Annotated in this window: 16 protein-coding genes and 1 pseudogene; 15 read left to right on the plus strand and 2 right to left on the minus strand. The window is 64.7% G+C overall.

The features are described from left to right. From EB835_RS11180 to dapF, 12 genes and pseudogenes are all read left to right on the plus strand, one after another. Nucleotides 1-118, plus strand: a pseudogene (locus tag EB835_RS11180) (IS30 family transposase); the annotation flags it as partial. A 399-nt stretch (nucleotides 119-517) separates the two neighbouring features. Next, nucleotides 518-3,295, plus strand: coding sequence for a DNA translocase FtsK (locus EB835_RS11185; RefSeq protein ID WP_135809554.1), 2,778 nt, complete (start codon nucleotides 518-520; stop codon nucleotides 3,293-3,295). A 125-nt stretch (nucleotides 3,296-3,420) separates the two neighbouring features. After that, nucleotides 3,421-4,071 (plus strand): CDP-diacylglycerol--glycerol-3-phosphate 3-phosphatidyltransferase, encoded by a 651-nt coding sequence (gene pgsA / locus EB835_RS11190; protein ID WP_135809555.1) that lies wholly within the window; start codon nucleotides 3,421-3,423, stop codon nucleotides 4,069-4,071. Continuing rightward, a complete protein-coding gene (locus tag EB835_RS11195; RefSeq protein WP_240688693.1) occupies nucleotides 4,064-4,585 on the plus strand; it encodes a CinA family protein in 522 nt (173 codons plus the stop codon). Before pgsA ends, EB835_RS11195 begins: the two co-directional genes overlap by 8 nt. 177 nt (nucleotides 4,586-4,762) lie before the next feature. After that, nucleotides 4,763-5,092 (plus strand): helix-turn-helix domain-containing protein, encoded by a 330-nt coding sequence (locus tag EB835_RS11200; RefSeq protein WP_135809557.1) that lies wholly within the window; start codon nucleotides 4,763-4,765, stop codon nucleotides 5,090-5,092. After that, nucleotides 5,092-5,319: a DUF3046 domain-containing protein gene (locus EB835_RS11205; protein WP_135809558.1), complete on the plus strand. Its 228-nt coding sequence runs from the start codon at nucleotides 5,092-5,094 to the stop codon at nucleotides 5,317-5,319. The genes EB835_RS11200 and EB835_RS11205 overlap by 1 nt, the downstream gene beginning before the upstream one ends. 234 nt (nucleotides 5,320-5,553) lie before the next feature. Then, a complete protein-coding gene (gene recA / locus EB835_RS11210; RefSeq protein WP_135809559.1) occupies nucleotides 5,554-6,645 on the plus strand; it encodes a recombinase RecA in 1,092 nt (363 codons plus the stop codon). Continuing rightward, entirely contained in the window at nucleotides 6,626-7,543 is a 918-nt protein-coding gene (locus EB835_RS11215) for a regulatory protein RecX (protein WP_135809560.1), read from the plus strand. The genes recA and EB835_RS11215 overlap by 20 nt, the downstream gene beginning before the upstream one ends. Nucleotides 7,544-7,578: 35 nt before the next feature. Further along, entirely contained in the window at nucleotides 7,579-9,075 is a 1,497-nt protein-coding gene (gene miaB / locus EB835_RS11220; protein ID WP_135809561.1) for a tRNA (N6-isopentenyl adenosine(37)-C2)-methylthiotransferase MiaB, read from the plus strand. Further along, nucleotides 9,032-9,742: a hypothetical protein gene (locus tag EB835_RS11225; RefSeq protein ID WP_205749927.1), complete on the plus strand. Its 711-nt coding sequence runs from the start codon at nucleotides 9,032-9,034 to the stop codon at nucleotides 9,740-9,742. The genes miaB and EB835_RS11225 overlap by 44 nt, the downstream gene beginning before the upstream one ends. Then, nucleotides 9,739-10,707 carry a tRNA (adenosine(37)-N6)-dimethylallyltransferase MiaA gene (miaA, locus tag EB835_RS11230; protein ID WP_135809563.1) on the plus strand — a complete coding sequence of 323 codons (969 nt, stop codon included), beginning with the start codon at nucleotides 9,739-9,741 and terminating at the stop codon, nucleotides 10,705-10,707. Before EB835_RS11225 ends, miaA begins: the two co-directional genes overlap by 4 nt. Nucleotides 10,708-10,742: 35 nt before the next feature. Next, nucleotides 10,743-11,732, plus strand: a complete 990-nt coding sequence (gene dapF, locus EB835_RS11235) for a diaminopimelate epimerase (protein WP_135809564.1) — start codon at nucleotides 10,743-10,745, stop codon at nucleotides 11,730-11,732. Between the two features lies 1 nt (nucleotide 11,733). Here the strand turns inward: dapF and EB835_RS11240 are convergent, their stop codons facing one another. Further along, complete coding sequence (locus EB835_RS11240) at nucleotides 11,734-12,348, minus strand: class I SAM-dependent methyltransferase (protein ID WP_135809565.1); 615 nt, start codon at nucleotides 12,346-12,348, stop codon at nucleotides 11,734-11,736. Between the two features lie 129 nt (nucleotides 12,349-12,477). Between EB835_RS11240 and hflX the strand changes: the two genes are divergently transcribed. Both hflX and EB835_RS11250 read left to right on the plus strand, forming a co-directional pair. Beyond that, nucleotides 12,478-13,950 carry a GTPase HflX gene (gene hflX, locus EB835_RS11245; RefSeq protein WP_135809566.1) on the plus strand — a complete coding sequence of 491 codons (1,473 nt, stop codon included), beginning with the start codon at nucleotides 12,478-12,480 and terminating at the stop codon, nucleotides 13,948-13,950. Next, entirely contained in the window at nucleotides 13,947-15,917 is a 1,971-nt protein-coding gene (locus EB835_RS11250; RefSeq protein ID WP_135809567.1) for an ATP-dependent DNA helicase, read from the plus strand. The genes hflX and EB835_RS11250 overlap by 4 nt, the downstream gene beginning before the upstream one ends. A 129-nt stretch (nucleotides 15,918-16,046) precedes the next feature. Here the strand turns inward: EB835_RS11250 and lexA are convergent, their stop codons facing one another. Further along, a complete protein-coding gene (gene lexA / locus EB835_RS11255; RefSeq protein WP_135809568.1) occupies nucleotides 16,047-16,802 on the minus strand; it encodes a transcriptional repressor LexA in 756 nt (251 codons plus the stop codon). 234 nt (nucleotides 16,803-17,036) lie between these two features. Between lexA and EB835_RS11260 the strand changes: the two genes are divergently transcribed. Next, on the plus strand, nucleotides 17,037-17,375 hold the full coding sequence (locus tag EB835_RS11260) for a LysM peptidoglycan-binding domain-containing protein (protein WP_135809569.1): 339 nt from the start codon (nucleotides 17,037-17,039) through the stop codon (nucleotides 17,373-17,375). Nucleotides 17,376-17,417: the final 42 nt, after the last annotated feature.

Consider the following 17,417-nt stretch of genomic DNA (forward strand, 5'->3'; position numbering starts at 1 on the left):
CGCTGCTGAGCTCAACGCCCGGCCCCGGAAACGGTTGGGTTGGAAGACGCCGGCCGAGGCCCTGGCTAAACTATTGAACGAACACGACGATTCGACAGGTGTTGCAACGATAGCTTGAATCCGCCGCTCGGAAATCACGGTGGATCGACCAGACAATCCAGACGAAACGGTGTCCGGGGGTGAGGATCCTTCGAATTCGGCAATGCTCAGGGGAGAACATCCGGCCGACCGGCCCTCCGGCACCCTGGCTGACGTGGAAAATCGCTCTGCACGAGGCTTGCGGCCAATCGTCGTCACACGTCACTCCACCCGCCCCGCCACACGCCGAAACCTGCGGATTTGCTGGGCAGGAGCGCAATATCGTCCTAAGATGAGAGACATGGCGACCAGAACGACTTCCCCCGCTTCTGGTTCCGGGAAACGCACAGCGCGCAAAAACGCTGGTCGGTCCGGTAAAGCGGGGACCGAAGAACCCGGGACAAACGTTGTCACCGGTGCATGGAGGGGAGTGGCCCACATGGCCGGCAACCGTGCGCGAAAGACTCTCAGCGACGAACCGACCGATCAGTCACCGACGAAGCGAGACGGCACCGCCTTCTTCCTCGTCGGGCTCTCGATCATCATCGCCGCCTTCGAATGGTGGAACTTCCCCGGCGCAATCAGCGACGGCGTCCGCGGAATCGTCGAAGGCACCTTCGGCCGGGTGGCACTCGCCCTGCCGGTGATCTTCACCTGCTACGCGATCCGCCTGTTCCTGCGCGGCGACGACAACCGCGGCAACAACCGCATCCTCATCGGGATGATCTTCGGCCTGTTCGCCGCCTCGGGCCTGGCCCATATCGCCGCCGGCAACCCGACCTTCACGAACTCCCGCGACGCCATGGCCAACGGGGGAGGCGCGCTCGGCTTCGTCGTGTCCTCGCCGCTGGTCGTCGCGACCACGGTGTACGTGGCCGTGCCTCTGCTCGTCCTCCTCGGCCTGTTCTCCCTGCTCGTGGTCACCGCGACCCCGGTGCGCGCCATCCCGCAGCGCCTCACCGCTCTGTACCACCGGCTGACCGGCGGTGCCCGACCCGATTCCAGCACCGAGGCGGCCCAGTCCGACCTCGTCGCTGAGAACGGCCGCACCTCCGACCTCAAACCCGTGCTGGGGGCCAAGCGCCGCAGCCGGAAGAAGAAGACCGAGATCCCCGATCCCGACTCCGAGTCCGCCGACGACGACACCGTGACGAAGGCCTACGACAAGGCTTATATCCACGAAAACGACGTCAGCGACGAAGAGGCCGACACCACGCGCATCGAGACCGACCCCGAGCCGAAGCTCAAACCCGGCCAGCGCCGCCCGACCAAGGCCGAACGCGAGATGGCCGAGCTGAAGAAGACCATCGGGATGGACGACGACGCCGCGAACCAGGCGAAGAAGGCCGACTCCGATGCCGCCTCGGCGCCGGTGCCGACGACGAACGCACCCGCGCCTCCGCCCACAGAACAGCTGCCCGAACGCGTCGAGCAGCTCACCCTGGCCGGCGACGTCACCTACACCCTGCCCGCCTCGGACAACCTTCAGCCCGGACCTCCCGCGAAGGAGCGCTCCGAGGCCAATGACCGTGTCGTCGAAGCCCTGCGCGACGTGCTCACGCAGTTCAAGATCGACGCCGAAGTCACCGGGTTCTCCCGCGGACCCACGGTCACCCGCTACGAGGTGGAGCTGGGCCCCGGCACGAAGGTCGAGAAGGTCACAGCGCTGTCGAAGAACATCGCCTACGCGGTGGCCAGTGCCGATGTCCGCATCCTCTCGCCGATCCCCGGCAAGAAGGCCATCGGCATCGAGATCCCGAACTCCGACCGTGAGAACGTGGCGCTGGGCGATGTGCTGCGGTCGAAGGCCGCCCGCAAGACCGACCACCCGATGGTCATGGGCGTGGGCAAGGACGTCGAAGGCGGATTCGTCGTCGCCGACCTCTCCAAGATGCCCCACCTCCTCGTCGCCGGTGCCACCGGTGCCGGTAAGTCGAGCTTCGTGAACTCCATGATCACCTCGATCATGATGCGCGCGACCCCCGACGAGGTGCGCATGATCCTCGTCGACCCCAAGCGCGTCGAGCTGACGATCTACGAAGGCATCCCGCATCTGATCACCCCGATCATCACGAACCCGAAGAAGGCCGCCGAGGCGCTCGAATGGGTCGTGCGTGAAATGGACGCCCGCTACGACGACCTCGCGAACTACGGGTTCAAACACGTCAAGGAGTTCAACAAGGCCGTCCGCGAAGGCCGCATCCAGCCGCCCGCCGGATCCGAACGCGTCCTCCAGCCCTACCCGTACCTGCTGGTCGTCGTCGACGAGCTCGCCGACCTCATGATGGTCGCCCCGCGCGACGTCGAAGCCTCGATCCAGCGCATCACGCAGCTCGCCCGTGCCGCCGGCATCCACCTGATCCTTGCCACGCAGCGACCCAGCGTGGATGTCGTCACCGGCCTCATCAAAGCCAACGTGCCCTCCCGTCTGGCGTTTGCGACCTCGTCGCTGGCCGACTCGCGAGTCGTGCTCGACCAGCCGGGTGCTGAGAAGCTCATCGGCCAGGGTGATGCCCTGTTCCTGCCGATGGGTGCTGCCAAGCCGATGCGTGTCCAGGGCGCCTGGGTCAACGAGTCCGAGATCGAGAAGGTCGTCGAACACGTCAAGGGCCAGCTGACCCCGAATTACCGTGAAGACGTGGCCGTCGAAGCTCCGAAGAAGGTCATCGACGAGGACATCGGAGACGACCTCGAACTGCTGCTCCAGGCGATCGAGCAGGTCGTGACCACGCAGTTCGGATCGACCTCCATGCTCCAGCGCAAGCTGCGTGTCGGCTTCGCCAAGGCGGGCCGCCTCATGGACCTCATGGAGTCCCGCGGCATCGTCGGACCCTCCGAAGGATCGAAGGCCCGCGATGTGCTCGTGCGCCCCGATGACCTGCCCGGCACTCTGGCCATCATCAAGGGCGAGACCCCGCCCGAGGACGGCTCTTCCGGAGCCGCCGAGGTTCCGGAAGGCGGCGCGGGCCACGGCGGCCAGGGCAACGGCCGATCTGGGCACGCCTCAGCCGCCGGTGACTACGACGAGGAGTTCGACGACGGCTACGGCGAGACATCGCACGGCTCGGCTTCGTCGCGCGGCGGCGCTTCGGCCGACCGCTACGCACACGGAGTCGGCCACGCCGGCGACCTCACCGTCGGCGATACCGACCCGGAGACCGGGCTCGAGGTCGTCGACGCCAGCGGAGAGGACGCATGGCAGCTCACCGGTCGTTGATCTGATCACGACCCCACCCCTCGCCGAGGCGGCGCACATTTTCAACGGTGCGCCGCCTCGGCGATTGTGGTTGGGGTGGCCTTCGTTGGAATGATCTGCTCAGCTCACTCCGATAGGCTGGACGTGTGAACGATCGAGTCGAGGCCGGAGCCTCTCAGCAGCCCTCTGCAGAACCCAGTCCGTGGAACATTCCGAACGCGCTCACGGTGCTGCGTATCCTCATGGTGCCACTGTTCCTGGTGCTCCTGCTGATCGACGGCGGCAACGATGTGACACTGCGCTGGTGGGCACTCGTCGTGTTCCTGCTGGCCATGTTCACCGACTTCGTCGACGGATACCTGGCCAGGCGAAACAACCTGATCACGAACTTCGGCAAGATCGCCGATCCCATCGCCGACAAGTCGCTCATGGCTGCAGCCCTGATCGGATTGGCGATCATCGTCGAACTTCCGTGGTGGGTGCCGGTGATCATCCTCGTGCGCGAGTTCGGCATCACCGTGCTGCGGTTCTTCATGATCCGCATCGCCGTCATGCCCGCCTCACGTGGGGGCAAGATCAAGACCGTCCTGCAGACCGTGGCGATCGGACTGTTCCTGCTCGTCTTCCCGATCTCGGACGTGGTGCCCCCCGTCGTCTATGTCATCCTGCTCGTCTTCGCGTGGATCGTCATGACCGCGGCCATCGTCGTCACGATCGTGACCGGAGTCGACTACTGCGTACAGGCGGCGAAGCTGTACAAGGACGCGAAGAACGATGGGGACGCGCAGCGTGGCTGAGTCCGAACCGATCGCGACCGCGCGTCGCATCATCTCCACCTGTGCTCAGCTGGGGATCTCACTGGCGTCGGCGGAATCGCTGACAGGAGGGCGGTTCGTCGCCTCACTCGTCGACGTGCCGGGGGCCTCAGCCGTGGTGCGCGGGGGACTGGTCACCTATGCCACCGACCTCAAGGCGAGCCTGGCCGGCGTCGCTGCCGACCACCTCGAAGAGACCGGGCCGATCGATCCGGTCGTCGCTGCGCAGATGGCCGTCGGCACCGCCGCGCAGTGCGTCGCCGATATCGGGATCTCGTGCACAGGAGTCGCAGGACCCGATCCTCAGGACGACAAACCCGTCGGACTCGTCTACACCGCGATCGCCTTCGGCGGGAAGGCGAAGGTCTTCGAGCACGAGTTCACCGGTGACCGCGACGCTATCCGCAGCCAGACGGTGCAGGCGATGGCGGTGAACCTCGATGAATTCGTCACCGATCTCGCCTTCGGGCCAGAGCGTGAGCAGGACGCGGAATAAGTTGGCACGCCGCGGGGTTGACTGAGTGATGACCATCGGACGAAAATTCTCCAAAGTCTTCGAATGGACTGGCAAAACCATCCGCTCGGGACACCAGGTTGGTGCAGTGTCACAGCCAGGTTGTAAGGTTGTTGGAACGACAATGACGGGACGCGCTGACAAAGGGAGGGCCGCGTTATGTTACTGAGAGTCGAAATCGGCGACGCACTACGCTCCGCCCGCCGCCGTCAAGGACGCACCCTTCGCGACGTCTCGACCGGGGCCAGCGTTTCGCTGGGTTACCTCAGCGAGATCGAACGCGGACAGAAAGAAGCATCCTCGGAGTTGCTGTCTGCCATCTGTGAGGCACTCGACCTGCCGCTGTCGGCACTGCTGTCATCCGTGTCCGATCGCTTCGCTCTCGAAGAGGGCGTGCAGATCCCCGACACCATTCCGCAGGAGCTCTCGGACAAGATCCTCGGCCACCCCGAGGGATACTCTTCTCCGCGCCTGGCTACTAAGCCCTGATGCGGCACACGCTCTACTGGATCCTCATGAACGAGGAGTTCGGTGAGGCTCGTGCTGCCTCCCTGCACACCGACCTGACTCTGAGTTCACTGGGTTCACGGACGGCCGAAGAGGCATTCTCCGCCGGAGTCGAACCCCGCGACATCTGGATCGCCGTGTGCGATTCCATGGGTGTGCCCGAATCCCGCCGCCTCGGCAAAGAGAAACCGCGCTCGACCCCGTTCTGAGTCATTGGTACGTCCATTTTCAGCATCCACGCGGCATCCACGCGATCGAATGCAACACGCGACACACCCGAATATATAGAACACCTGTTCCCATGTCGGATAGACTGATGCTGATTCACGGGACCTGTGACCATGAGTGGCTGGTTATCCACGGGGGAATCTCATCCTCTGTCGTTATGTCAGTGCCATCTTCTAGCCTTGGTCTCAAAGGAAAAGCAACGAAGAGGAGACGTCATGGCACGTACACCCAAGAACCTCCAGGTTCCCACCGGCGGCGACAAGTCGAAGGCTCTCGACGCCGCGATGGGACAGATCGATCGCAACTACGGCAAGGGTGCGATCATGCGCCTCGGCGACGGTGTGCGTGAGCCCATCGCCTCCATTCCGACCGGTTCGGTCGCTCTCGACATCGCTCTGGGCATCGGCGGTCTGCCGCGCGGCCGTGTGGTCGAGATCTACGGTCCGGAATCGTCCGGTAAGACGACCGTGGCCCTCCACGCGGTGGCGAATGCCCAGAAGGGCGGCGGAATCGCTGCGTTCATCGATGCTGAGCACGCCCTCGACCCCGAGTACGCGAAGAAGCTCGGCGTCGACACCGATCAGCTTCTCGTCTCCCAGCCGGACACCGGTGAGCAGGCGCTCGAGATCGCCGATATGCTCATCCGCTCCGGAGCCCTCGACATCATCGTCATCGACTCTGTTGCTGCACTCGTGCCCAAGGCCGAAATCGAAGGCGAGATGGGTGACAGCCACGTCGGTCTCCAGGCCCGCCTGATGTCGCAGGCTCTGCGTAAGATCACCGGTGCCCTCGCGCAGTCGAAGACCACCGCGATCTTCATCAACCAGCTGCGTGAGAAGGTCGGCGTCTTCTTCGGTTCGCCGGAGACCACCTCGGGCGGTAAGGCGCTGAAGTTCTACGCCTCGGTGCGCATCGACGTCCGTCGCATCGAGACCCTCAAGGAAGGTCAGGACGCGGTCGGCAACCGGACGCGGGCGAAGATCGTGAAGAACAAGATCGCTCCGCCGTTCAAGCAGGCCGAATTCGACATCCTCTACGGGCACGGCATCTCTCGTGAGGGCAGCCTCATCGATATGGGCGTCGACAACGGCATCGTGCGCAAGTCCGGCTCCTGGTTCACCTATGACGGCGACCAGCTGGGTCAGGGGAAGGAAAATGTCCGCAACTTCCTCCGCGACAACCCGGGCCTGGCCGAAGAGATCGAGCTGAAGATCAAGCACAAGCTCGGTCTGATCCAGGTCGACGAGCCAGAGGAAGACGCCGAGGCGGCCGGAGAAGCACAGACGGATGACGTCGAAGTCTCCTGACACCCCGTCGACTGACGACGGGTTCACCGACGGCGAGTCCACCGCATCGACCAACAAGGTCGGTGCGGGGGATTCCAGTCGGACCGGCTCGTCTCAGACCGAGGCACTCTCGCAGCTGCGCAGTGCGATCTCGGAGATCGACCAACGCCATGCTGAGGGCGAGACCGGATTCTTCGCCGGTCTCTCCGGACTCGATGACGATGATATTGCTGGTCGCGCCCGTTCGGGAGCGAGCACAACCTCGCGGCGGAAGAAGAAGACGAACAGCGGGAAGCGTCCGCGACCGGAACCCGACAACGGATGGGTCGAAGGCGGTACCGGGTCGATCCCGGATTTCGTCGACGGTCCCGACTTCCTCGGCTCGGACGACGCTGGAGCGGATCTCGCGGCCGGCCCCGGACTGAGCTTCGACGAGGACGAAGATGATGCCCCCGACTTCGACGCTGACTACGCACAGGCGAAGAAGACAGCGATGAACATGCTCGCCATGCGCGATCACTCCAGCGACGAACTGCGCAAGAAACTCCTCAAACGCGATCTCATGCCCGAATCGATCGAGGTTCTCATCGAGAAGCTGCAGAATTCGCGTCTGCTCAACGATGAAGAGTTTGCTCACCGCTTCGCCCGGGCCCAGCGAGAGAACCGGAAGCTCTCCCGCTCCGTGCTCAAACGGGAACTGAGCAAAAAAGGCATCAGCCCCGAACTGGCCTCCGATGCCGTGGCCGACATCGACGGGGAGGAAGAGCTCGCCCGCGAAGTGGCCGAGAAGAAGGCCGCCTCCACCCGGCGTCTCGACTATGCGGTGCGAGAGCGCCGGATCCTCGGAATGCTCGCCCGCCGCGGCTTCCCCTCAGCGATCTGCATCAAGGTCACACGGGAAGTGCTCGCCGACGACTGAAACGGTGCCTGCAGAACGGCTAGAATGGGTGCGCCATGACTGAACTGATTGAATTCCCGTCGACATCCGAGGCCATCGCTCGCAGCTACGAGGTCAAGACCTACGGATGTCAGATGAACGTGCACGACTCCGAGCGTCTGTCCGGACTGCTCGACGACGCCGGCTACGTTCAGGCGAATAGCGACGACCAAGCCGACGTCGTCGTCTTCAACACCTGTGCCGTTCGTGAAAATGCCGACAACCGTCTCTACGGCAACCTGGGCCAGCTCGCGAAGGTCAAAGAGAACCACCCCGGCCTCCAGATCGCCGTCGGCGGATGCATGGCACAGAAGGACCGCGACACCATCGTGAAGAAGGCCCCGTGGGTCGACGTGGTCTTCGGCACCCACAACATGGGATCCCTGCCGGCGCTGCTCGAACGCGCCCGCCACAACGAGGAAGCACAAGTCGAGATCCTCGAAAGCCTCGACGTCTTCCCCTCCACTCTGCCCAGCCGCCGCGAATCCCAGCACTCCGGTTGGGTCTCGATCTCGGTCGGCTGCAACAACACCTGCACCTTCTGCATCGTGCCCAGTCTGCGCGGCAAAGAGAAGGACCGCCGTCCGGGCGACATCCTCGCCGAGGTCGAGGCACTCGTCGCCGACGGAGTCGTCGAAGTCACCCTGCTGGGCCAGAACGTCAACTCCTATGGCGCCGAATTCCGTGACAAGGGTGCATTCGCGAAACTGCTGCGCGCCGTAGGCAATGTGGAGGGAATCGAACGCGTCCGCTTCACCAGCCCGCACCCGGCCGCTTTCTCCGACGACGTCATCGACGCGATGGCTGAGACACCGACAGTCATGCCGCAGCTGCACATGCCGCTGCAGTCCGGTTCGGACACGATCCTCAAATCCATGCGCCGCTCCTACCGGACCAGGCGGTTCATGAACATCCTCGACAGTGTGCGCGAACGCATCCCGCACGCAGCCATCACCACCGACATCATCGTCGGCTTCCCCGGCGAGACCGAAGAGGACTTCCAAGGCACGATGGACATTGTCCGTCGCGCCCGATTCTCCCAGGCATTCACCTTCCAATACTCCATCCGCCCCGGCACGCCTGCCGCGACGATGGACAACCAGGTTCCGAAGGACGTGGTGCAGGAACGATTCGAACGCCTGACTGCGCTGCAGGACGAGATCGCCTGGGACGAGAACAAGGCACAGATCGGCCGTGAGGTCGAAGTGCTCGTGACCAAGCTTCCCCACAACGATTCCCCACGCTTGAGCGGCCGTGCCGAAGACAATCGACTCGTCCACGTCGGAATCCCCGAAGGCGCCGAACTGCCCCGTCCCGGCGACTTCGTCACCGCCACCGTCACCGAAGCCAAGCCCTACTTCCTCCTCGCCGATTCCGGATTCTCCGTGCGTCCGTCTCGTGCCGGTGGCGCCTACGACCGGGCACAGGCCGAGAGCTGCGGCGCACCGACCCCTGGCCAGGGTTCGGCAGGTGCAACGAACCTCGGCATGCCGACCATCCGCCCCCGCGGCTGAGATGGGTGCCTTCGCCATCATCCCGGCTGCACCCGTACTGCTCGACGACATCGACGGCAGTGAGCCCGTTCGCATGGTCGAGCTGCGGACCGCCATCCGCGAGACCCTGAGGACACAGACCGATTGGGCTCTGCCCATTGACACTCTTCCGCCCGTGGCTGGGCTCGGCGGCTGGGGGATCGACCGTGGAGTCGACACTCGAACCGGTCGCCTGCTGTGCGGATCCGAATGGGTCGAAACCGTTGAGGCTCTGACCGAGGAAGAACGCACAGTCGCCGAGGCGGCCGACGCCGCCGTCATCGTCGCCATCCTTCACGCTCGCGCCGCCGACGTCGAAATCGGCCCGATCGGCTCGAGTGAGAATCTCCTGCTGCCTATCGACCTCTCGGGAGCCGCAACAGACGACGCGCCCTTGGCGCCGATCGACGGCGCCGCGGAATTCGACATCGCAGTCATCGAGGCACTCACGTCTGGGATTGCAATCGGCAGCGAAAGACTGCTCGAACTCTGTGATCAGGCAGAGTCCTTGGCCGCCAACCTCAGAGTGCTTGCCGCTGGGATCCGCCATGTCGTGGACCAAGGTGCTCGGCTCTCGACACTGCAGCCGGTCGTCGACGAACCCGTTCACGAAGTGCATTCGCTCTGCGGCACCGGACTCTGGGCATGACTGAAGACCATTCGTCGGCTCCGACCGACACATCGCTGCAGCAGGGAGACCGATCGGCACTGCCGATCATCACTGTGATCGGCGCTACTGCCACCGGAAAATCAGATCTTGCGCTGGACCTTGCCGGCCGCCTCGGCGGGGAGATCATCAATACGGATTCGATGCAGTTCTACCGAGGGATGGACATCGGCACGGCTAAGCTGCCGGTCGACGAGCGGCGGGGGATTCCACACCACCTCATCGACATCCTCGACGTCACCGAAGAGGCAAACGTCCAGGACTTCCAAGCACGTGCGCGCGCTGCGATCGCAGACATCCGAGGTCGCGGACTGCGGCCGATCCTCGTCGGCGGATCAGGACTCTACGTGCGCGCCGCGGTCGACCATATGGAGTTTCCGGGCACCGACCCCGAGGTGCGGGCCCGGCTCGAGGCTGAGGCGGCGAGGGACCGCTGGGGTCTGCACCAGAAGCTGCGGGAGCTCGATCCGAAGGCGGCCGCGAAGATCACCGTCAATGACCTGCGGCGCATAGCCCGAGCGCTCGAAGTCATCGAACTCACGGGGCGTCCCTTCAGCGCTCAGCTGCCGGACTATCAGGAGAGAGAACCGACCATCCATATCGGTCTGAGCATGGATCGGCCCGTTCTCCATGAGCGGATCGCCACACGCGTCGAACTCATGTGGGAGTCAGGCTGGGTCGACGAAGTACGGCAACTGCTCGACGCAGGACTGGCCGAAGGCAAGACCGCGTCGCGCGCCATCGGCTACGCCCAGATCCAACGCCATCTGACCGGAGAGCTCACCGCCGCCGAAGCGAAGGAAGACACGACGATCCGCACCAGGCAGTTCGCACGCCGGCAGGACACGTGGTTCCGTCGTGATCCTCGCATCCACTGGATCGACGGCAGCGCGGCCGATGCCGAGGCGAACCTGGGTGGTGCGCTCGAGGTTCTGAGCGAGCACTGAAGACCTGACCGGCTTGCCACCGATAGGATGGAGACATGAGCACTCCGGATTCCCCGTTCGCAGCCTGGACCGATGTCACCTTCGTCAAGGGGCACGGCACTCAGAACGACTTCGTTCTGCTCTCTGATGATGACAGCACACTGGAGATGCATCCCGAAACCGTCGCCACGCTCGCCGACCGGCGGGCCGGCCTCGGCGCCGACGGCATCATCCGCATCGTCCGCTCCGCAGCCAGCGGCATCCCGGGGGCCGCCGAGCAGGCCGAAGCCGGAGCCGAATGGTTCATGGACTACTACAACAACGACGGCAGCCTGTCCGAGATGTGCGGCAACGGTGTGCGTGTCTTCGCTCACGCGCTCGTCACCAGCGGTCGCGTGCCCGCAGATGCCCGCGACATCCTCGTCGGCACCCGCGACGGCATCAAAACGGTGCGCACCACCCTCAACCCCGGGCTCGGAGTGCAGACCGGCGACGACGTCGTCGGCACCGGCACGTCCGGACCTGGATCTGCCAGCGATGCGTGGTACACGATCGACATGGGCGACTGGTCACTCGACCCAACGAGTTCGGTGCTCGTCGACACCGGCGGCATCGAGGTCGCCCGACCCGGACTGCGGGTGGCCACCGGCAACCCGCATACCGTCGTCGCCCTGGCCGAAAACGCCGAGCTCGCAGCAGCCGATCTGCGCGATGCCCCGATCCTCGACCCCGTACCGCCACAGGGGTCGAATGTCGAATACATCGTCATGGAACCGGCCCGCTCCGATGTGGCCGGGGGAGAGGGCGCCTTGCGCATGCGCGTGTTCGAACGCGGCGTCGGAGAGACCCGATCCTGTGGAACCGGTGCCTGCGCGGCGGCGATCGCAGCCCATCACTGGGCCGGCGAGAAGTCGCCTCTGCAGTGGCGAGTCGATGTGCCCGGCGGTCAGCTGCGCATCGAAATCGAACCCGATGCCGAAGGCACGAGCGGACGCGTCAGCCTCGCAGGCCCTGCAGTCCTCGTCGCCCGCGGCACGATCAGCTGAGTCAGTCGCGCTCGACCGTGATCACGCGGAAGCCCTTCGACGAGCCCGTGCGCACGACCTCGCAGCCGTCGCCGAGCATCTCAGCGATCCACTTCTGCAGGGAATCGGCGCCGAGATTCTTCGACACGACCAGGTCGGCGCGGCCGCCCGGGGCCAGGCGCGGCAGCCATGTTTCCAAGAGTTCGTGCAGTGCTTCCTTGCCGATGCGGATCGGCGGGTTCGACCGGATCGCTGCAAACTGCACATCGTCGGGAACATCTGCGGCCGTGACGGTGTTGATCGTCTTGAGGCCGAGCCTGCGCGCATTCGCCGCAGTGGCTTCCAAGGACCGGGAGTTGACGTCGAGCGCCCACACCCGCACAGCCACCTCGGCGTCCTGGGCATCGAGGGCCGTGTGCAGGGCGATCGGCCCCCAACCACAGCCGAGATCGAGGATCTCGCCGGCCGGAGGCTGCGGCAGATGCCGCAGCAGCACAGCCGTGCCGAGGTCGAGGCGAGTGGGCGAAAACGTGCCTGATACGGTTTCGACGGTGACGGCGCGACCAGCCAACTCGAGGTTGAGCTCCCGCGACTTGGCCTCGCTGCTCGGCGATTCGGTGAAATAGTGCTCTGACACCGTTTCAGTCTAGACGGCTGTGGGAGAATTGACGGACACCACCGTCGGTGCGCATCGCGATGACCGATGCCAAGCATGACGACGCCCTCACGTGAAATTCCGTGCGGGCGGCAGAGAACAAAGGAATGAATGACGTCTGAAGACAAAGAGCGTCGCAACGCGATGCTCGACCGTGTGCTCTCCCGAGGCGCCCAAGCCCTCGACGATCACGACACCACCCCCGAGGATGACCAGTTCGACCTCGCCGAGCGCGCCGCCCTCACCCGAGTGGCCGGACTCTCCACCGAGCTCGAAGACATCACCGAGGTCGAATACCGTCAGGTCCGCCTCGAACGCGTCGTCCTCGCCGGCATCTGGAACACCACCCAGGCCGAAGCCGAGAACTCGATCCGCGAGCTCGCGGCGCTGGCCGAAACCGCCGGTTCCGAAGTCCTCGACGCCCTCATTCAGCGCCGCGACAAACCCGATGCCAGCACCTACCTCGGCAAGGGCAAAGCCGCCGAACTCGCCGACGTCGTCGCCTCCGTCGGTGCCGACACCGTGATCATCGACTCCGAACTCGCCCCCAGCCAGAGGCGCGGACTCGAGGACGTCATCAAGGTCAAGGTCGTCGATCGCGTCGCGCTCATCCTCGACATCTTCGCCCAGCACGCGAAGTCCCGCGAAGGAAAGGCCCAGGTCGAACTCGCCCAACTCGAATACCTCCTTCCCCGCCTGCGCGGTTGGGGCGAGTCGCTGTCCCGCCAGGCCGGTGGCCGTGTCGCCGGCGGTGCCGGAATCGGCTCCCGCGGACCCGGTGAGACGAAGATCGAACTCGACCGACGCCGCATCCGCGCCCGGATGTCGAAGCTGCGCCGCGAGATCAACGCGATGGCACCCTCACGTGAGACGAAGCGGAAGAACCGGGCCCGCCACCACGTGCCCTCCGTCGCGATCGTCGGGTACACGAACGCGGGCAAATCCTCCCTGCTCAACCTGATCACCGACGCCGAGGTGATGGTGCAGAACGCCCTGTTCGCCACCCTCGATCCGACCGTCCGTCAGGCCAAGACCGCCGACGGCATCGTCTTCACCTACACCGACACCGTCGGTTTCGTTCGCAACCTGCCCCACCAGCTCGTCGAAGCCTTCCGCTCGACCCTGGAGGAGGCCGCTGGTTCGGATCTGCTCCTCCACGTCGTCGACGCCTCCCACCCGGATCCGCACGGACAGATCCAGGCCGTGCGCGACGTCCTGGGAGAGGTCGAGACCGGGAACATCCCCGAACTGCTCGTGTTCAACAAGGCCGATATCGCCGAGGAGGCCGTGATCACCGGCCTGCGCGCAGAGTATCCGCAGGCCCAGTTCGTCTCCGCCGTGTCGAAGGAAGGCATCGATGACCTCATCGAGGCCATCGAGGACCGCCTGCCCGTCCCCGACATCGACATGACCGTGCTCATCCCCTATGAACGCGGTGACCTCGTGTCGAAGATCTACGCCCTCGGCACGGTCGAACACGAAACCCACGGCGCAGAAGGCACCAGCCTGCAGGCGAAGGTGCCGACCGAACTCGTCGACGAACTGCGCGAATTCCAACGTCCGGACCTGGTCATCGACGAGTGAAAGCTGTCGACAACCTCCTCGAATCCGCTGTCGGAGCCATCGGCGGATCGTCGCGCGCTGGTCAGCAGGAGATGGCCCAAGCCGTCGCCTCGGCGCTGGACAAGGGAATCCACCTGCTCGTACAGGCCGGTACCGGCACCGGCAAGTCCCTGGCCTACCTCGTCCCGGCCTCCGAATACGTCACCCGTACGGGAGGAAAGGTCGTCGTGTCCACGGCGACTCTGGCCCTGCAGACGCAGATCATCCACCGCGACCTGCCGCGACTGTTCAAGGCCGCGAAGAACGACCTCGATCCGCTGCCCAGGGCGGCGCTGCTCAAGGGGCGGCGGAACTACGTGTGCAAACACAAGCTCGCCGGCGGTTACCCCGACGAAGGAGAGGGAATGCTCTTCGACCTCGGCGCCGACGCCGAGGCGGGACGCAAACCCGCCGAGCGCTCCGGCCTGGGGGAGGAGATCCAACGGATCCGCACCTGGGAGAAGACCACAGATACGGGCGACCGGGACGACCTCATGCCCGGTGTCAGCGATCGTGCCTGGTCACAGGTGTCAGTCAACGCCTTCGACTGCCTCGGTTCGAACTGTCCGCTGTTCACCGAATGCTTCGCCGAACTCGCCCGGAACAAGGCCGCCGAGGCCGATATCGTCGTGACGAACCACGCCCTGCTGGCCATCGACGCCTTCGGGGAATTGAACGTTCTGCCCGAACACGATGTCATCATCATCGACGAGGCGCACGAACTCAAGGACCGGGTGACCAGCGCCCTGTCCGGTCAGATCAACACAAGCATGCTCTCGGCGGCGACGAGTTCCGTCCGCAAACACACCACCGTCCAAGACGGAGTCGTCTCCCTGCTCGATTCCGCCGCGGCAGCCCTCGAACGCGCCCAGAAATCGGTGCCCGAAGGCCTCATCCTGCATCTGAGCGAAGCGCTCGGACTGGCCATGGCGCAGATCCGCGACTCAGCACGACAGATCATCAACGACATCGGCGGCAAGACCGAGGACGCCGATGCCGGTCGACAGATGGCCAAGGCCCGCTGTCAGGAGATCTTCGAACTCGCCGAACGCTTCTGCGACCCGGGCAAGAACGACGTCATCTGGCTCTCTCGCTCGACCTTCAGGGAGAAAGAGACGACGAACCTCGTCGTCGCGCCCCTGAGTGTCGCCGGAACCATGCGCAACGGCATCTTCGAAGAATCCACGGTCGTGGCCACCTCGGCGACCCTGTCTCTGGGCGGGAACTTCGACGCGGTCGCTGCCTCATTGGGGCTCTTCGGACCGGATGCCCCGAAATGGGACAGCCTCGACGTCGGATCACCCTTCGACTATGGGAAACAGGGCATCCTCTACGTCGCCTCCCACCTGCCCAAGCCCGGACGAAGCGGGCTGAGCGACGAAGCCCTGACCGAGCTCGAAGAACTCGTCGAAGCCTCGAACGGCGGTGCCTTGGGACTGTTCTCCTCCCGCGCGGCAGCGAATGCGGCAGCCGAACACCTGCGGAACAAGCTCGATTTTCCGATCCTGCTGCAGGGCGACGACGGACTGCCTGCGCTGGTCTCCCAGTTCACGGCCGATGATCAGACCTGCCTGTTCGGGACCATGTCCCTGTGGCAGGGAGTCGACGTGCCGGGGCGGACGAACCGCCTGGTCATCATCGACCGTCTGCCGTTCCCACGTCCCGACGACCCGCTCATGCAGGCCCGGGCACGCGATGCCGACCAGCGCGGAGTCAACGGATTCATGGCCGTGTCAGCCACACACGCCGCGCTGCGCCTGTCTCAGGGAGCCGGACGGCTCATCCGTTCGACCGATGACAGGGGAGTGGTCGCCGTGCTCGATTCCCGGCTGCGTTCGGCCCGCTACGCCGGATTCCTCGTCAACTCGATGCCGAGGATGTGGCCGACGACGAACTCCGGGCTCGTCCGCAAGAGCCTGGCACGGCTGGCCGAGACCGATGACGACTGATATGACGATCAGCTGACCGGCTGATGGCCGGAAACCGACTGACTGAACCACGAAAGCCCGCGACCGAGGAGGTCGCGGGCTTTCATGCCGTGCCGTTGGACGGAGACTCAGAGGCGACTCAGAGGCGACTCAGAGGCGGCGGATGACAGCAACGACGAGTCCCATGATCTGCGCGTAGGTGCCGTCGATGGGCTCGTAGTTCTCGTTCTGCGGCATCAGCCACTGCTGACCGGCCTTGCGCTTGAGCGTCTTCACCGTGGCCTCACCGTCGAGCAGCGCTGCGACGATCTGACCGTTGTCAGCCGTATGCTGCTTGCGTACGACCACCCAGTCGTCGTGGCAGATGGCGGCTTCGATCATCGAATCGCCGACGACCTTGAGCAGGAACATCTCACCGGAGCCGACCACCTGGGTCGGCAGGGAGAAGACGTCGTCGACCTCCTGCTCGGCCAGGATCGGACCACCGGCGGCGATGCGTCCGACGACCGGAACCTGGACGGTGTTGTTGGCGAGCTCCTCGTACTTCGCGCGCTCGGCCTCTTCCTCCTCGAAGGGATTGACCACCTCGATGGCACGCGGGCGCTTCGGATCGCGACGGACATAGCCGAGGCGTTCGAGCTGGGCGAGCTGGTGGGCGACGCTCGAGAGTGAGGCGAGTCCTGCGGCCCTGCCGATCTCGCGCATGCTCGGCGGGTAGCCGTTGGTGACGACAGCGCGTTCGATGGTTTCGAGTACGAGGCGCTGGCGAGGAGTGAGGCGGAAGTCGCCCTCACCGGTCGACCCCTCAGGGATCTGGACCACGTCGTCATCGCTGCGAGCGGCAGCGATCTCGCTGGCAACATCTTCGTTGCGAGGCCTGCCTCTGCCTCGTTTGTTCTGAACCATTGCTCGTTCCCCTTCGTTCTATTCCCTGCCGCTGAACGCCGTGATCTCCGCTTCGGAAATTCTCGTGTCAGTGCCGACTGAGATGGTTCTGACAGATCAATCAACAACGCTGGTTCCCTCTCATTGTCGCATAGATGTTCGAGTTGGACTGGACATTTGTTCGATTGGCATGTTGAATAGAACAGACGTTCTACCGATTGCTGGTGGAATCGTACGAATGAAAGAGGTAATGCGATGTCTGCACAGAACACCGGGCTGCGCCTGACCACTCGTGGACGCCAGGCTGTGCGCCTTCTCCGGACCCTGCTGGTCGCTCTCGTCATCATCGGCGGAGCGCTCCTCCTCGCCACCCAGTCGTTCTCGGCCGCCGCCGTCGCTGAACCGGAGGCGGAGAGTATCGGCATCGACGCCGAGGCCGTCGTCGTCGGCGAAGGCGAATCGCTGTGGACCGTGGCTTCGAATCTCGGCATCGACCGCGACACCCGTGACGTCGTGGCCGATATCGTCGAGATCAACCACCTGGACACCCCGACAGTCCACCCGGGCCAGACCCTCGACGTCCCCGTCCGCTGAGGGCAGGGCGGATCCGTCCGCCTCGGCGAGTCTCGCGGCCCG

The sequence above is a fragment of the Brevibacterium sp. S22 genome (assembly GCF_004745485.1).
GTDB lineage: Bacteria > Actinomycetota > Actinomycetes > Actinomycetales > Brevibacteriaceae > Brevibacterium.

Excerpts from the sequence above, each read along its gene's own strand:
- EB835_RS11185 (WP_135809554.1), top strand. The coding sequence starts at position 518 with ATGGCCGGCAACCGTGCGCGAAAGACTCTCAGCGACGAACCGACCGAT.
- EB835_RS11200 (WP_135809557.1), top strand. The coding sequence starts at position 4,763 with ATGTTACTGAGAGTCGAAATCGGCGACGCACTACGCTCCGCCCGCCGC.
- EB835_RS11205 (WP_135809558.1), top strand. The coding sequence starts at position 5,092 with ATGCGGCACACGCTCTACTGGATCCTCATGAACGAGGAGTTCGGTGAG.
- recA (WP_135809559.1), top strand. The coding sequence starts at position 5,554 with ATGGCACGTACACCCAAGAACCTCCAGGTTCCCACCGGCGGCGACAAG.
- EB835_RS11215 (WP_135809560.1), top strand. The coding sequence starts at position 6,626 with ATGACGTCGAAGTCTCCTGACACCCCGTCGACTGACGACGGGTTCACC.
- miaB (WP_135809561.1), top strand. The coding sequence starts at position 7,579 with ATGACTGAACTGATTGAATTCCCGTCGACATCCGAGGCCATCGCTCGC.
- miaA (WP_135809563.1), top strand. The coding sequence starts at position 9,739 with ATGACTGAAGACCATTCGTCGGCTCCGACCGACACATCGCTGCAGCAG.
- dapF (WP_135809564.1), top strand. The coding sequence starts at position 10,743 with ATGAGCACTCCGGATTCCCCGTTCGCAGCCTGGACCGATGTCACCTTC.
- hflX (WP_135809566.1), top strand. The coding sequence starts at position 12,478 with ATGACGTCTGAAGACAAAGAGCGTCGCAACGCGATGCTCGACCGTGTG.
- lexA (WP_135809568.1), bottom strand. The coding sequence starts at position 16,802 with ATGGTTCAGAACAAACGAGGCAGAGGCAGGCCTCGCAACGAAGATGTT.
- EB835_RS11260 (WP_135809569.1), top strand. The coding sequence starts at position 17,037 with ATGTCTGCACAGAACACCGGGCTGCGCCTGACCACTCGTGGACGCCAG.